This is a genomic window from Microbacterium sp. Root61 (genome assembly GCF_001427525.1).
Lineage (GTDB): Bacteria > Actinomycetota > Actinomycetes > Actinomycetales > Microbacteriaceae > Microbacterium.
Window position 1 is genome coordinate 3,191,894 of the sequence record NZ_LMGU01000001.1, and the last position, 15,585, is coordinate 3,207,478.

Here is a 15,585-nt window from a genome sequence, read left to right on the forward strand (position 1 = left end):
AGCGTGCTCAGTTCAGTGCAACGCCTGCCGGATCGCGCAGCAGTTCCGCGAACGCCACCTCGGCCGCGCCGATCAGCAGGCGATCTTCGGCGAGGGCCGCCGGCCGGATCTCGAGTTCTTCGCCGTTCGCCGGCATGCTCTGCGCGACGACGGCCTGCGTGAACCCGTCCAGGTCGTCGGTGGCGAGCATCGCCAGGAAACCGCCGAGCACGACGACGGCCGGATTGAGCACGTTGACGGCATTGGCCAGTGCGGTGGACAGGATGCGGCGCTGCCGCGCGATCTCGTCGCGCACCTCGGGCGCGCGGGCTGCGCGTAGCATCTCGGCGAGAGTCGGCTCGTCGGCGTTGTCACGACCGAGGACGGCCAGCAGGCGCGCGCGGCTCACCTCGTCCTCGAGCACGCCGTCACTCGCCCGGCGGTCGGCGCTCGACGCGATGCCGGGGCGGTTCTGTCCGAATTCGCCGGAGTATCCCGAGGCGCCGGCTACCGGCATCCCGTGCACGATCACGCCGCCGCCGATGCCGCTCGCACCGCCGTTGAGATAGACGACGTCGTCGATTCCGCGCGCGGCGCCGAAGAGGTGCTCGGCGAGGACTCCCAGCGCCGCGTCGTTGCCGACCACGGTGGGCAGGCCGGTCGCCGCTTCGATGAGTTCGCGCAGAGCGGTGTCGATCCACCTCAGGTGCGGGGCGTCTCGTACCACACCGTCGGACGCCCGCACGAGTCCCGGGACGGCGACGCCGATCCCCGCGATCCGCGCCTCGGCGAGATCGCCCGAGCGCCACGCGGCGATGCGCTCGCCGATGAGCTGTGCCGTCCCCTCGGGGCCCAGTAGACCGGTCATCTCGATGCGCTCGCGACGTCGCACCGTGCGATCGAGACCGACTGCCGCGATCGTGAGGGCATCGACCTCGGGGTTCACCGCGATGGTCACCACGCGCGGGTGCGGAGCGACCAGTGGAGACGGCCGACCGACGCGGCGGCTGGGACCGGGAGCGTGCTCCTCCACGACGCCGAGGGCTACGAGATCGCCGACCAGGTCGGCGATGGTCGAGCGGTTCAGACCGGTCGCACCGGTCAGCGTCGCACGCGAGACGGGGCCATCGATGTGCGCGAGACGCAGTAGCCGCGACAGATTCGCTTGGCGACTGGCCATCGGCTCGTTCATACCCCCACTGTAGAGGCGCCCCGTGAGGGGGTCGGGCGGTGGACGTGACTGGGCCCACGCGGCACAAGATTCCCCGAGACGTCCCGGCGGCGCGCGGACTAGGCGCGCGGACTAGCAGTGCAGGCCACTGCTGGTATAGGTTGTCGTCAGCAACATTTCTCGCAAAGGAGCATCAGATGGCCAAGCCCACACCCGCCGACAAGTTCTCCTTCGGGCTCTGGACCGTCGGCTACAACGGCGCCGACCCGTTCGGCGGACCGACCCGTCCCGCGCTGGATGTCGTGCACGCCGTCGAGAAGCTCGCCGAGCTCGGCGCCTACGGCCTCACGTTCCACGACGACGATCTGTTCGCCTTCGGCTCGACCGACGCACAGCGCCAGACCCAGATCGACCGCCTCAAGGGCGCGCTGGCCGACACCGGCCTCATCGTGCCGATGGTGACGACCAACCTGTTCAGCGCACCGGTCTTCAAGGACGGCGGCTTCACTTCGAACGACCGCGCCGTGCGCCGCTTCGCGCTGCGCAAGGTCTTCCGCCAGCTCGACCTCGGCGCCGAGCTGGGCGCGAAGACGTTCGTGATGTGGGGCGGCCGCGAAGGCGCCGAGTACGACTCGGCCAAGGACATCCGCCAGGCACTGGAGCGCTACCGCGAGGCCGTGAACCTCCTCGGCGACTATGTCACCGACAAGGGCTACGACATCCGCTTCGCCATCGAGCCCAAGCCCAACGAGCCGCGCGGCGACATCCTGCTGCCGACCCTGGGTCACGCGCTCGCGTTCATCAACTCGCTCGAGCGCCCCGAGCTCGTGGGCCTGAACCCCGAGGTCGGGCACGAGCAGATGGCCGGGCTCAACTTCGCCGCAGGTATCGCGCAGGCGCTGTTCCACGGCAAGCTCTTCCACATCGACCTCAACGGTCAGCGTGGCATCAAGTACGACCAGGACCTCGTGTTCGGTCACGGCGATCTGCACAACGCGTTCGCCCTCGTCGACCTGCTCGAGAACGGCGGCCCCGGCGGGGTTCCGGCTTACGAGGGCCCGCGTCACTTCGACTACAAGCCGAGCCGCACCGAAGACGAGAAGGGCGTGTGGGACTCCGCCGCCGCCAACATGCGCACGTACCTGCTCCTCAAGGAGCGTGCCGCGGCCTTCCGTGCCGACCCCGAGGTGCAGGAGGCGCTCACCGCCGCCCGCGTGGACGAGCTGGCCGTCCCGACCCTCGGCCAGGGCGAGAGCTACGACGACTTCCTCGCCGACCGCTCGGCGTACGAGGACTTCGACGCCGACGCGTACTTCGGTGGCAAGGGATTCGGCTTCGTCCGCCTGCAGCAGCTCGCGACCGAGCACCTGCTCGGCGCTCGCTGAGTCGACACCACACGCCCCCGAGCGCCGAGACTGCACGCGGGGGTCGAGACTGCGGGTGGACCCCGCAGTCTCGACTTCCCGTTGCAGTCTCGCGGCCCGGGTCCGGATCTGAACGAAAGGGCGACGTCATGACGTTGGTCGCGGGGGTCGACTCGTCGACCCAGTCCTGCAAGGTCGTGATCGTGGATGCCGCGACCGGCGCGCCGCGCGGAGCCTCCGGCCGCGTAAGCCCCACCGTCGTGCGCTCGGGGCGGGCCACCCACCCCGACGGGACCGAGGTCGATCCCGAGGCGTGGTGGAGCGCGCTTCAGGCTGCGATCGTCGACGCCGGCGGGCTCGATGACGTCGCGGCGCTATCGGTCGGCGGACAGCAGCACGGCATGGTCGTACTGGATGCCGAAGGCCGCGTCATCCGTCCCGCCCTGCTGTGGAACGACACCCGGTCGGCGGGTGCCGCGGCCGACCTGATCGCGGAGTTCGGCGCGCAGCAGCTAGCCGAGCGCACCGGGCTGGTCCCCGTGGCATCCTTCACGATCACCAAGCTGCGGTGGCTGCGGGATCACGAGCCGGAGAACGCCGCGCGGGTCGCCGCAGTCGCGCTGCCGCACGACTGGCTGACATGGCGACTGCGCGGATTCGGCCCCGAGAATCCAGCGCTCGACGAGCTCGTGACCGACAGATCGGATTCCTCGGGAACCGGCTACTGGAACCCTGCGACCGGTGACTATGACCGTGCTCTGCTGATCGCCGCCCTGGGCCACGATGCGCTTCTGCCGCGGGTGCTCGGCCCGGACGAGTTCGTCTTCGACACCGCCCGTCGGCGCATCGGCGGCGGCGCGGGCGACAACGCCGGTGCCGCGCTCGGGCTCGGTGCGAAGCCGGGCGACGTGATCGTCTCGATCGGCACGAGCGGCACCGTCTTCGCGGTGAGCGAGCAGCGCACGATCGACCCGACGGGAACGGTCGCCGGATTCGCCGATTGCACCGGTCGCTTCCTTCCGCTCGTGGCGACGATGAACGCCGCGCGCGTGCTCGAGGCGATCGCAGGGCTGCTCGGCGTCGACCATGAGGAGCTCAGCCGCCTGGCCATGGCCGCCGAGCCTGGCGCCCACGGGCTCAGCCTCGTGCCCTACTTCGAGGGCGAGCGCACCCCGAACCTCCCCGATGCCACCGCGTCGCTCACGGGCATGACTCTGGCATCGACGACTCGCGAGAACCTCGCCCGTGCCGCCGTCGAGGGGATGCTCTCGGGGCTCGCCGCCGGACTCGAAGCGCTGCGCGGACTCGACGTGCCGCTCGAGCGCGTGCTGCTGATCGGCGGAGCCGCCCAATCCGAGGCGGTGCGGACGATCGCCCCGCTGATCCTCGGACTCCCGGTCGAGGTCCCCGAACCCGGCGAGTACGTCGCCCTCGGCGCTGCGCGCCAGGCCGCCGCAGTCCTGGGAGCCTGACGCCGGGGTTCGCGGTCGGCGGCCGAGCATCGGAGTGCGCGCGCGGCGCTCTGACGCAAGAATGACACCATGACGGATGCCTCGAACGACGGCGCCGCGGCAGTCGAGGCCGCGGTGACGACGGCCGCAGCGGAGCTCTACGCCCTGACTCCGGACGAGTTCACTGCGGCACGCAACGCGCGGGCGGGGGCATCCGATCGTGCATCCGCGGCGGCGATCAAGGCCCTGCGCAAGCCTTCGGCGGCCGCGTGGACGATCAACCTCCTCGCCCGCGAGGGTCGCCTGACCGATGCGCTCGAACTCGCCGCCGCGCTGCGGGACGCGCAGGAGGACCTTGACGCAGCCGAACTGGCCCGGCTCGGGCGACAGCGTCGCTCGCTCGTCTCGGCCCTCGCCCGCGATGCGGTCGCGCTGGCCGCCGAGCGCGGGGTGACCGTCGGCGCGGCCGCGCGGGACGACCTCGAGAAGACGATCAACGCCGCGATGATGGATGCCGGAGCCGCCGCGGCGGTCCAGTCCGGACGGCTGGTGCACGGGCTCGAGGCATCCGGATTCGATGCCGTCGACATCTCCGATGCAGTGGCCGGAGCGGGCCCCGCCGCGGCGGCCCCGCGTTCTCGAGACGACCTCGCCGAGCGGCGCGCCCGCAAGGCCGCCGAGCAGGCCGCCCGCGAGGCGGATCGGCTGTCGTCCGAGGCCGAGCGCGCCCTGACGAAGGTCGAGGCGCGACTCGCCAAGACCCGCGAACGTGCCGACCTCCTCAACGAGCGCATCGACGACCTGCGCGAGCAGCTCGCGCGCATGGAGCGGGACGCTGAGGCGATCGAGGCGGAAGTACGCGGCATGGAGAGCGAGCACAGGGATGCCGCATCCGCGGCGAAGTCGGCGGCCGACCGGGCGGAGCGGGCGCGCGCCGCGCTCGACGAGGGATGACACGCGACGCCCGTCCGCGACTACGCCGTCATCGGATCGTCGTCCCACTGTTCGCTGCACTCCTCGCCGTCTTCGGTGCCGTGATCGCGACCGAAGCGGTGCGCGTCGTCGGCGACGAGCTCGAACGGCCCGACCTCGCAGCGTTCTACGCGCAGCCGTCGCCTGCTACGGCGGGGGAGCCCGGCGCGATGATCAAGTCCGAGGAGCTCGTCGGGGTGCCTTTCGCCGCGCGCGCGTGGCGGCTGATGTACCACTCGCGCGACCTGCACGACGAAGACGTCATCGTCACCGCCATCCTCGTCGTCCCGCTAGGACCTGCCCCCGCCGAGGGGCGCACCGTCGTCTCGTGGGGGCATCCGACGACCGGTTCCGCACCGACCTGCGCGCCGTCGTACGGTCTCGATCCGTTCATCGGCATCGAGGGGATGCGTCCGCTCCTGGACCGCGGCTACGCGGTGGTCGCGACGGACTACGCCGGGATGGGAACGGCGGGGCCGGACTCCTATCTCGTCGGCGTCACCGAGGGCAACAACGTGCTGGACGCCGTGCGCGCCGCGCGCGCGATCCCCGCGGCATCCGCAAGCGAGCGCGTCATCCTCTGGGGACACTCGCAGGGCGGACAGGCCGTGCTGTTCGCCGCCGAGCAGGCGGGCACCTATGCCCCGGAGCTGCAGATCGAAGCGGTCGCGGCGGCGGCACCCGCGGCGGATCTCTCGGCGCTGATGCGGTCGCACCTGGACGATATCTCCGGCGTCACGATCGGGTCGTACGCGTTCGCCGCGTATGCCGACGTCTACGGCGACGCCGTGCCGGGCGCGCAGCTGAGCACGGTCCTCACGCCGGCGGCGATCGCCTTGCTGCCCCGCATGAACTCGCTCTGCCTGCTGACGAACATCCCGGAGCTGCATGAGATCGGGCAGCCGCTGGTCGGAAACTTCTTCGCGCAGGACCCGACCACCACCGCACCCTGGAATGAGCTCCTGGCCGAGAACTCCGCCGGCGGGACGAGCTTCTCCGCCCCGCTGTTCATCGCCCAGGGGCTGTCCGATCAGCTGGTCGTCCCCGCCGACACGGAGGAGTTCGTGCGGCACGAGCAGTCGATCGGCGTCGACGTCACTTTCGAGCCGATCTCCTTCGCGACGCATGCGACGGTGGCCTACCTCGCGATTCCCGGGCTGCTGTCGTGGCTCGATCGCACCGTGTCGCCGGCGCCCTGACGGGTGTGCGCGCGGCCACTACGCTGACGGGATGAGTGTCGTGGACTCCGGGTTCTTCCTCATCCCTCTCCTGGCGGTCCTCGCACCGATCCTCGGACGGATGCTGGGTCGTTGGGTGCGCATCCCCATCGTGGTGTTCGAGCTCGTGCTCGGCATCGTGTTCGGCCCGAGCATTCTGGGGTTGATCGAGCCCTCCGAGCTGTTCTCGCAACTCTCCAACCTCGGCCTGGCGATGCTCTTCTTCATGGCCGGCTCCGAGATCAACTTCGGCGCGATCGCCGGCCGCCCCATCCGTCGGGCGTCGCTCGGCTGGCTGATCAGCCTCGCCGCCGGCGTCGCGGCCGGATTCCTGCTGCAGCCCGGCGAGGCCGCGGTCGTGATCGGCGTCGCCCTGTGCTCGACCGCGCTGGGTACGCTGATGCCGATCCTGCGCGATGCGAAGGAGCTCGGCACCCCGTTCGGCCAGGCGGTGACCGCCGTCGGCGCGGTCGGCGAGTTCGGTCCGCTCGTGGCGATCTCCCTGTTCCTCGGGGCGCGCAACCTGGAGCTCTCCACGCTCGTGCTCGCCGCGTTCATCCTCGTGGCGGGGGGATCGATCTGGCTCGCGATGCGCGCGCCGCACGGCCGGTTGCACCGCTTCGTGAACGCGACGCTGCACACGTCGGGTCAGGTCGCCGTGCGCATCGTGTTCCTGATCCTGGGCGCGCTGGTCGTGCTGAGCATCTGGATGGACCTGGACATGCTGCTCGGCGCCTTCACCGCGGGCATCGTGTGGCAGCTCATCATGCGCAACGCGAACCATGAGGACCGCGAGGCCGTGGAGAGCAAGGTCGAGGCCGTCGCCTTCGGCTTCCTCGTGCCGGTGTTCTTCATCTACACGGGTGTCACCTTCGACCTGGACGCGCTGGTCTCGGACTGGCGCGTCATGGTGATGGTGCCGATCCTCCTCGTGCTGCTGCTCATCGTCCGCGGCCTCCCGTCCACGCTCGCGCTCCCCGTCGGCTCGTCGCGCAAAGACCGGATGGCGATGCTGCTGCTCGGCTCCACCGGGCTGCCGATCATCGTCGCGGTCACCGCGATCGGCGTCGACGAAGGCCTCATCTCGTCGGGGATGGCGTCGGCGCTGGTCGGTGCGGGCATGCTGTCAGTACTGCTGTTCCCGCTCATCGGAATGTCGCTCCACGGCGACCGCGAGGTCGTCACCTCCCCGGCGTACGACCCGCTCGTTCCCCCGAGATGACCGACTCGATCGCCGCTCTGTTCGCCGACGCGCGCGCCCGGCTGGCGCAAGCGCCGACGGAGGCGCTGGGCGAGCTCAGCCTCGGTCGACGCATCCTCGGACTCTCCCGCCCGCCGCGGATCGTGCCGCGCGGTCGGGCGTGGCACCTCGGCGTGCTGCTGCTCACGCCGGACGCCGTGCTCGCCACCGGCGACATCGTCTCCTCGCACGAGGAGGTGCGCCGGGGGTTCGCCGCCGAGTCGCAGCGACGACGGGCCGAGCTCGCGGCGGCCGCATTCCGCGGCGGCTTCGCCGAGGGCACACCGGTGCACTTCGGATGGCGCGCAGTGGACCTCGACGCGATCGGTGCGACCGGCGGCCCGCTCGTGACGCAGGACGGTGCGTTCGGGGTGCGGTGGAGCGCAGCCGGGGCGATCGCGCCACTGGTCGGCTACCTCGACGACCGCATCGACCTGCTGCTGCGCAGCGCGGACGACGCACCCGCCATGGACTGAGCCCTCAGCCCTCCGCGGAACCGAACTCGCGGGCGAACGCGCGCAGCAAGCGCGCCGGTTCGGTGACGGATGCCGCCAGCACGCGTCCCGCGATCGCGTCGAAGTCGCCGGAGTCGAAATAGCCGTCGTCCCGGTAGACGGCCATCCGCTCGGTGAATGCGCGGGTCGTCGGCTCCGGGTGGAACTGCGTCGCGTACAGCCGATCGCCGACGCGGTAGGCCTGGACGGGGCACGCCTCGTTCGTCGCGAGGAGCTCGGCGCCGGGCGGCAGCGACCGGGCGCCCTCCTTGTGGGCGGTGAGGGCGGTGAACCGGGTCGCCAGCCCGCCCAGCACCCGGTCGCGCCCGCCGGCCGCGGTGAGCGAGATCGTCACCGGGCCGGTGTCCTCGGGGAATGCCCTCGTGACCTCGCCCCCCAGCATCCGCGTCACGATGCCGATGCCGTAGCAGGTGAACAGTGCGGCGGTGGTCGCGGCGGCGGCAGCTGTCGCGATGCGTTCGAGGTCGCTCTCGAGCCGTCGCTGCACGGGTGTCTTGGTCGATTCGGGGTCGGCCACGTTGAACGGGCTCCCGCCGATCACGAAACCGCCGAAGCGCTCGAACGCATCGTCCGGAAGGGGCTCGCGCACGAGATCGTGCTGCGCGAGGTCGCGTTCGTCGAGATGCGTCGCCAGGCGGAAGGACTCGTACTCGGCTGCGGCCGCGCCTTGCTGCGGGCGCACGCATACGTACAGAAGCGGCGCAGAGGTCATGGGGTGGATTCTAGGCCGCTGCGGCCCTGGTGTCAGCGTTCCGAACTCGGTGTATCAAGGCGGCACTACCGCGCTCTCTGGTGATGTGGAGACAATGGGCGCTATGACCGCGAGAGACCGCGCAGCGCCCCTCGGTGATTCCGGCGAGCCTGCGGACGCGGGGGGCGCCCTCCCCGGCGACCCCGGCGAGCCCACCGCCGACCTGCCCCGGTGGGAGCGCGCTGCCGCGCTCTTCATCCGTTGGAGGGAGGGGGAGTCGCGGGCGATGGACGAGCTCGTCCGCGTGATGACCCCCGTGCTGTGGCACGTGGTGCGCGCGTACGGTCTGGACCGCGCCCTCGCCGAAGACGTCGTGCAGACCACCTGGATGACGCTGGTGCGGCGCCACGACTCCATCGCCGAACCGCTCGCCGTGTCGGGGTGGCTGACGACCTGCGCTCGACGCGAGGCCTGGCGTGTGGGGAAGCTGCACCGTCGCGCCGACCCCACCGAGACCGAGGACCTCGAGCCGCATCTGCCGAGCACCGAGTCGGCCGAGCACACGGCCACGGTCAGCGACGAATCGCATCGGCTGTGGTCGGCGGTGTCGAAGCTCAACGACCGCTGTCAGCGGCTGCTGCGAGTGGTCGCGTTCGACGAACGGCCCGACTACGCACGCATCGCCCAGGACCTCGCGATGCCGATCGGCTCGATCGGGCCGACCCGGCAGCGCTGCCTGGGCAAACTCCGCGCTCTGATCGAGGGCGACGGATGGGGAGGAGACCACCATGGAGATTGAGGACTTCGCCGCCGATGCGGCGGTCTTCGCGCGATTGCGTGAGACGTGGCGGGAGGTGGATCCGATGCCGGCCGATCTCATAGACCGGATGGTCGCCGCCGTCGCGGTCGAGGACCTCAGCCGCGAGTACGCGCTGCTGACCCTCGTCGAGGGCGCGCATCTGGCCGCCGTGCGGGGCGAGGCCGATACCGCGACGCTGCAGTTCAGCGACGGCGAGACGAGCGTGCTCGTCCACGTGACGACGGTCGAGGACGGCTCGCGACGCGTCGACGGCTGGGTGGACGCCCTGCCGCTGGCGATCCGGCTCACCCAGGGCGAGCGCGAGTGGTCCGCCGACCCGGGGGAGCACGGCCGCTTCGCGTTCGACGCCGTCACGCCGGGCGTCTCGCGCATCCGTCTGGTCGTGCGCGGCTCCGACGGCGAGATGCACGAGTTCGAGACACCGCAGTTCGAAGTCTGACCGGATGCCGCGACCTGGGGGTCGCGGCCGACCTTGAGGAACGCCCATGACCGATGCCACGCCTCCCACTTCCGACGACGGCCGCGCGCGGCCGCCCCAATGGCGCGAGCGTTTCGACGCGACGCGCGGGCGCGGCATTCCGCTGGATCCGTCGAGCGAGCCGGTCCGGGGGGTGGATGCCTACCCGACCTCGTATGCGGCCGGGCATCTGCTCATCACGGCGACCGACGGCCGGCTCGAAGAGCTGCTGAAGCGGCTGCGCGAAGCAGCGGGAGACTTCGGGTGGGGCATCGAGCTGCAGAACCTCGACGGGACGCCGTTGGATGAGGCCGCGGCATCCGCTCGGGCGAAGCGTGCGCGGGACGCCCTGAACCTGCCGACGATCCACCGGGTCGGGATCTTCCCGCAGCCCAGCCCCGACAAGGATGACCAGCCGGTGCCGCCGATCGACGCCTGGCGCCTGCTGCAGCGGGTGCGGGCGCGGTACGGCAAAGACGTACAGGGTGTGGGGCTGGACCACCTGATCACCGTCGACCCCTACGGCAGCACCAACCCCTACGGCTCCACGAACCCGTACGGCTCGACGAACCCGTACGGCTCGACGAATCCCTACGGCTCCACCAATCCGTACGGGAGCACGAACCCGTACGGATCCACGAACGCCCCCGGCCCGGGCAGCTACGCCACGGCCGGGATGGGCGGGCACCAGGCCGTGGACTACATCGGCGCGGGGCCGCAGCGCACCGCGGCGATCGTCGAGGGTGGGCGCCGACCGGTGATCGCGGTGCTCGACACGGGATGCGGCATCCATCCGTGGCTGCCCGAGGGGATCGTCACGCGCAAGCCGCATTTCGACGGCAACCCGATCGGGCTGGTCGACGATGTGACGGACCCGGAGCTGCACGGCGACCTGACCGGACCGTTCGACGGCGCCCTCGATCCCTCCGCCGGGCACGGCACCTTCATCGCCGGCATCATCCGGCAGGTCGCGCCCGAGGCGGACCTCATCGCGGTGCGGGTCGCCGACAGCATGGGGACGGTGCTGGAGGGCGAGCTGATGCTCGCCGTGCGCTCGCTCGTGAAGTGGATGGCGGCCACCCCGGAAGAGGGTGGGCGTGCGATCGACGTGATCAACCTGTCGCTCGGCTACTACCACGAGACCCCGGACGACGAGCTGTTCGACCATACGCTCGCCGAGCTGCTGGTGGCCGCGCGGCGTCACGGATGCGCCATCGTGTGCTCCGCCGGCAACGACGCCACCGACCGGCCGACGTTTCCCGCCGCGTTGTGGGACTGGCCCGGAGCCGACTTCGTCGTCGAGGATCCGGCGGATGCCGCACCGCATGTCGCGGTCGGCGCGCTGAACCCGAACCGCCGCTCGATGGCGCTGTTCAGCAACGTCGGCGACTGGGTGCATGTCTACGCGCCCGGAGCGTCGCTGCTCAGCACCGCACCGCCCTTCAACGGGGGCGTGCAGGCCGGTGCGCGCAACGACAGGTACGGTCTGCGGCGCGAGAACATCGACCCGGATGACTTCACCGGCGGCTTCTCGCTCTGGAGCGGCACTTCATTCGCGGCACCGTTCGTCGCGGGGAGGCTCGCTGCGATCGTCGCCGCCGGACTCATGGACGGAACGGGGGGTGGCACGGCCGAGGATCGGTCGACGGCTCTGCGGACCGCGGAGGGCACGGTCCTCGAGGAGCTGCCGAACCCCGCAGGCTGACTGGCGGATGCGTTCCGCCGCGGGGTACGCCATGATGAGCCCGTGGCGCGGACACCTGGGGAGTTGCACAGTCGTGCCGTCGAGCTGACGATCCACGGCAAGTACGCCCGGGCGCTGCGCGCGTTGGATGAGGCGGCCGCGCGCGTCGAGGACCCGGACCTGGACGCGCGCATCCTCGGGACGCGCGCCGTGATCCTGCAGCGCACGGGACGTCCGGCGGAGGCGGAAGAGCTGTGCCGTCGCGCCATGGCGATGCCCGGCATCTCCGCGCACACCGAGGCTGTGCTCAACGGGCAGCTGGGTGCGCTCGCGGTCTACGGCGGTCGGTTGGATGACGCCGTCCGGCTGCTGACCGCGTCGATCGTCCGCCTCGAGGACGACTCGGTCGCCGCCGCTCGTACGCGGGTGAACCGCAGTCTGGTGAGCCTGCAGCTCGGGCGCCTGGAGGATGCCACGGCCGACCTCGAAGCCGCGATCACGACGTTCCACGCCCACGGCCTGCCGACCGACGAAGGGCAGGCCCGCCACAACCTCGGCTACGTCGCCCTCCTGGCCGGCGACCTCGTCGCGGCGCTGCACGAGATGCTCGCTGCACGGCCGTTCGCGGCATCCTCTCCCGTCGCTGCCGCCGTCGGCGACGTCGACCGTGCCGAGGTGCTGCGCGATGCCGGCCTGACCACCGAGGCCGAGCGCATCCTGACCCGGGCCGCGACGGTGTTCGGCTCGCACCGGATGCCGCAGTCGCGGGCCGAGGCCGAGTTCAACCTCGCGCGCTCCAAGCTGATGCACGATCCGGTCGCCGCCGGCCGTCTGGCCGCCGCCGCCGGCCGTCGGTTCCGCGCCCTCGGGAACGAGACGTGGGCGGCGCGTGCCGACGCGGTCCGGTTGCGCGCACTCCTGTCCGGAGGCGGGCCGGCGAAGGTGGGCGAGCGGGTGCCCGAGCCCCGCCGCACCCCGACGGCCGCAGAGGTCGAGCTGGTCGCGTCCGACCTGGAGGCCCGCGGGTTCCGCAGCGAGGCGGCCGCGCTCCGGATGTCGCGGGAGCTGTGGCGTGCACGACACGCGCACGACGGCCCCGCGCGGATGCTCCGCCCACCGTCGACGGCGTCGATGGATGTGCGGCTGCTCGCCCACGAGGTCCGTGCGGCACGCGCGTCGGCGCGGGGGAGGGACGGCGAGGCCCGTCGTCATGCGGCGGCGGGGCTGGAGACGCTCGGGCGGTGGCAGCGGGACTTCGGCAGCCTCGACCTGCAGACCTCGATCGGGATGCACGGCAACGGACTGATCTTCGCGGGACTCGCCGCGGCGGTGCGGTCGCGGCGGCCCGACGTGCTGTTCGAGTGGTCCGAGCGCGCCCGCCACCTCAGCCAGCAGGTGGTGCCGGTGCGGCCGCCGCCCGACCCCGAGCTCGCGGAGGACCTGGCCCAGCTGCGGATGCTGCGCGCCGACGATCCGACCGGCGCGTGGCTCACCGACCCCCGGGCGGCTGAGCTGCAGCACCGTGCTCGCGAGCGGCAGTGGTCGGCGACGAGCTCGGTGACCTTCGAGGACCATGTCGGTCTGGAGCAGTTGCGCGCCGGACTGGACGAGGACACGGCGCTGATCGCCTACATCTTCTCCGGCTCGGCGCTGACGGCGCTGGTGGTCACCCGCTCTCGCGAGGCCGTCATCGACGTCACCCAGTGGCCCGCCGTGCGGCAGGCGCTGCCGGGGCTGCGCGCCGACCTCGACATGTCGGCGACGGTGCGGACCGGACCGCTGGCCGACGTCGTGCGACGGTCGTTGGACGATCGTCTCGCGCGGCTGTCCTCCGCGCTGCTCGACGAGGCCGTCGCCGTGGCCGGCGACCGGCGCCTGGTGATCACCGTCCCCGGCATCCTGAACGGGGTGCCGTGGGGGATGCTGCCCGCGATGCACGGACGCACCTTCACCCTCGCCGTCTCCGCGACCGCGTGGCTGAGCCGCCGCGAGACCGCGCGCGTCGCGCCGACGACGGTGGCTCTCGCCGTCGGTCCGCGGGTCGCCCGTGGAGACGAGGAAGTGACGGCCGCGGCATCCGCCTGGACGTCTGCGCGGCTGCTGCGCGGCTCGGAGGCGACGGTCGACGCCGTCACGACGCTGGCGGCCGAGGTGGACCTCCTGCACATCGCCGCCCACGGGCGCCACGCCGCCGACAACGCGCTGTTCTCCGGTCTCGAGCTGGCCGATGGTGCGTTGTTCGGGTACGACATCGATCGGATGCCGCGGGTCCCGTCGGTCGTCGTGCTGTCGGCGTGCGAGGTCGGGCGCTCCTCGGTGCGCTGGGGGGAGGAGGCGGTCGGGATGACGCGCGTCTGGCTGCACGCCGGCACCCGGGCCGTCATCGCCACCCCGGTCATCGTCGCGGACGACGTCGCCTGCGAACTGCTGGGGGCGATGCACGAGGGGCTGGCCGTCGGGCTTCCCCCGGCCGCGGCGTTGGCGGCGGCATCCGCTCTGACCGGACTCGTCTCCCCGTTCCAGACGCACGGCGCGGGCTTCTGAGAATACTTCCGCGCCGATGTATCAGCAGGTCCGCGGCGGACTCTGGATGCATGGAACAGACGGAACGCATGCGCCCGGCGGGGAGCCGGGCGTACTGGGGGCACAGCGGTTTTCGGGGGCGTGTGGGGGCACGCAGGTCGCTGTTCGTCGAAGCCAGCGGGGGATGTCGCAGAGACCCAGGTCGGCGACATCCCCTGTCTTCGGCCCGGAGGCCTGCTTCAGGCGCGGGACGAGTTGGCGGTGCGCCCGCGGACGATGCCGATGAACGCCTCGACCTCGGGGGTCGTGCGGTCGGTGGGCCAGGCCAGCGCCACCGTCGAGGTGGGTCCGTCGCGGAGCCGGCGGTGCGGGGCGTCCTTGCGACGGTGCAGTCGCGCGAGCGACAGCGGCACGATCAGCACCCCGACACCCGCGGCGACCGTGGCGACCGCCTCGGCCGTGTCGGCGGGCGGCTCGAAGGCGGGGGCGACGGCTCCGGCGACTTCGAGGCCGTAGACGTCGTCGAGCGGGGCGATGACGATCTCCCCGGCGAGGTCGGCGAGATCGAGCTCCTCCGCGACGGTGAGCGACGAATCGGCGTTCATCATGACGACGGCGACCTCGTCATACAGCGGAATGACGGACAGTCCGTCCATCGTGAGGGGCAGTCGTACGAGGGCCGCATCGATCCCGCCGTCGCGCAGACGGTCGTGCTGGTCGCGCAGCTCGATCGGCTCGAGCTCGATCGCCGTCATGGGCATGCGCTCGTGCCAGGCGTCGATCCACTTGCCGGGAGTCGCCCCCGGGACCATGCCCAGACGGAACACCGCAGCGGGTGCGAGCGTCTCGGACTCCGGCGCGACCGGTGTCGCGGCGGGGCGCTTAGGGGCTCTGCCCTTCGCCGGAGTGCCGGGCTTGCCACCCTTGGCGCCGGGCTTGGCGCCCTTCACCCCGGGCTTGCCGCCTTTCGACGCCGCCAGCTGTGCGCCGCGCGTCAGCTTGCCCTTGGTGGGACGAGCGGGTGCGGCATCCCGCTTCTTGCCTGAGGAATTGCCGCTCTTCGCCATCACGCCAGCGTACTCGGGCGATACAGTTCGCTCATGATCGCGATCATCGCCACCGTCTTCGGAGCACTCGCCGCGCTGCTGCACGTCTACATCTTCGTGATGGAGAGCGTGCAGTGGACCCAGCCCCGAGTCTGGAAGCGCTTCGGCGTCGCGGACCAGGCGGCCGCCGACATCACCAAGCCGATGGCGTACAACCAGGGGTTCTACAACCTGTTCCTGGCCATCGGCGCGGTCCTCGGCATCGTGCTTTTCTGGGCCGGTGGTCCGGGGACCGTCGCGGATGTCGCCGGCCGCACGCTGGTGCTGTTCAGCCTCGGCTCGATGCTCGCGGCGGCGCTCGTGCTCACGACCTCGGGCGCTAAGTACCTGCGCCCCGCGCTCGTGCAGGGCACGCTCCCGCTGATCGGGTTCGTGCTGTTCCTGTTCGCCTGACG

General features: G+C 71.5%; 14 protein-coding genes. 11 read left to right on the forward strand and 3 right to left on the reverse strand.

Annotation, left to right across the window (positions count from 1 at the left end):
• Positions 1-7: 7 nt before the first annotated feature.
• Entirely contained in the window at positions 8-1,171 is a 1,164-nt protein-coding gene (locus ASD65_RS14975) for an ROK family protein (RefSeq protein WP_056223824.1), read from the reverse strand.
• A gap of 176 nt (positions 1,172-1,347) precedes the next feature.
• On the opposite strand from ASD65_RS14975, the gene xylA reads away from it, so the two are divergent.
• The 6 genes from xylA (at position 1,348) to ASD65_RS15005 (ending at position 7,870) form a co-directional block, all read left to right on the forward strand.
• Positions 1,348-2,535, forward strand: a complete 1,188-nt coding sequence (gene xylA / locus ASD65_RS14980; RefSeq protein WP_056223825.1) for a xylose isomerase — start codon at positions 1,348-1,350, stop codon at positions 2,533-2,535.
• A gap of 128 nt (positions 2,536-2,663) precedes the next feature.
• Positions 2,664-3,986: a xylulokinase gene (xylB, locus tag ASD65_RS14985; RefSeq protein WP_056223826.1), complete on the forward strand. Its 1,323-nt coding sequence runs from the start codon at positions 2,664-2,666 to the stop codon at positions 3,984-3,986.
• 69 nt (positions 3,987-4,055) lie between these two features.
• A complete protein-coding gene (locus tag ASD65_RS14990; protein ID WP_056223827.1) occupies positions 4,056-4,919 on the forward strand; it encodes a hypothetical protein in 864 nt (287 codons plus the stop codon).
• The gene (locus ASD65_RS14995) at positions 4,916-6,136 is read left to right on the forward strand and encodes an alpha/beta fold hydrolase (protein ID WP_056223829.1); all 1,221 of its coding nucleotides are present in this window, start codon (positions 4,916-4,918) and stop codon (positions 6,134-6,136) included. Before ASD65_RS14990 ends, ASD65_RS14995 begins: the two co-directional genes overlap by 4 nt.
• A gap of 31 nt (positions 6,137-6,167) precedes the next feature.
• Positions 6,168-7,376, forward strand: a complete 1,209-nt coding sequence (locus tag ASD65_RS15000; RefSeq protein ID WP_056223832.1) for a cation:proton antiporter — start codon at positions 6,168-6,170, stop codon at positions 7,374-7,376.
• Positions 7,373-7,870, forward strand: coding sequence for a hypothetical protein (locus ASD65_RS15005; protein ID WP_056223834.1), 498 nt, complete (start codon positions 7,373-7,375; stop codon positions 7,868-7,870). Before ASD65_RS15000 ends, ASD65_RS15005 begins: the two co-directional genes overlap by 4 nt.
• A 4-nt stretch (positions 7,871-7,874) precedes the next feature.
• Here ASD65_RS15005 and ASD65_RS15010 read toward each other — a convergent pair whose 3' ends face one another.
• Complete coding sequence (locus ASD65_RS15010; RefSeq protein WP_056223836.1) at positions 7,875-8,621, reverse strand: glutamine amidotransferase-related protein; 747 nt, start codon at positions 8,619-8,621, stop codon at positions 7,875-7,877.
• A gap of 103 nt (positions 8,622-8,724) precedes the next feature.
• On the opposite strand from ASD65_RS15010, the gene ASD65_RS15015 reads away from it, so the two are divergent.
• Genes ASD65_RS15015 through ASD65_RS15030 form a run of 4 tightly spaced genes read left to right on the forward strand, consistent with a single transcriptional unit; the run spans position 8,725 to position 14,105 of the window.
• The gene (locus ASD65_RS15015; RefSeq protein ID WP_082561809.1) at positions 8,725-9,399 is read left to right on the forward strand and encodes an RNA polymerase sigma factor; all 675 of its coding nucleotides are present in this window, start codon (positions 8,725-8,727) and stop codon (positions 9,397-9,399) included.
• A complete protein-coding gene (locus ASD65_RS15020) occupies positions 9,389-9,859 on the forward strand; it encodes a hypothetical protein (RefSeq protein WP_056223837.1) in 471 nt (156 codons plus the stop codon). The genes ASD65_RS15015 and ASD65_RS15020 overlap by 11 nt, the downstream gene beginning before the upstream one ends.
• A gap of 46 nt (positions 9,860-9,905) precedes the next feature.
• Positions 9,906-11,582: a S8 family peptidase gene (locus ASD65_RS15025; protein WP_056223840.1), complete on the forward strand. Its 1,677-nt coding sequence runs from the start codon at positions 9,906-9,908 to the stop codon at positions 11,580-11,582.
• 42 nt (positions 11,583-11,624) lie between these two features.
• Complete coding sequence (locus ASD65_RS15030) at positions 11,625-14,105, forward strand: CHAT domain-containing protein (RefSeq protein WP_235566729.1); 2,481 nt, start codon at positions 11,625-11,627, stop codon at positions 14,103-14,105.
• A gap of 218 nt (positions 14,106-14,323) precedes the next feature.
• Here ASD65_RS15030 and ASD65_RS15035 read toward each other — a convergent pair whose 3' ends face one another.
• Positions 14,324-15,151 (reverse strand): LysR substrate-binding domain-containing protein, encoded by an 828-nt coding sequence (locus tag ASD65_RS15035; protein WP_082561810.1) that lies wholly within the window; start codon positions 15,149-15,151, stop codon positions 14,324-14,326.
• 33 nt (positions 15,152-15,184) lie between these two features.
• Between ASD65_RS15035 and ASD65_RS15040 the strand changes: the two genes are divergently transcribed.
• Positions 15,185-15,583 (forward strand): DUF1304 domain-containing protein, encoded by a 399-nt coding sequence (locus ASD65_RS15040; protein ID WP_200948680.1) that lies wholly within the window; start codon positions 15,185-15,187, stop codon positions 15,581-15,583.
• The last annotated feature ends 2 nt before the right edge of the window (positions 15,584-15,585 follow it).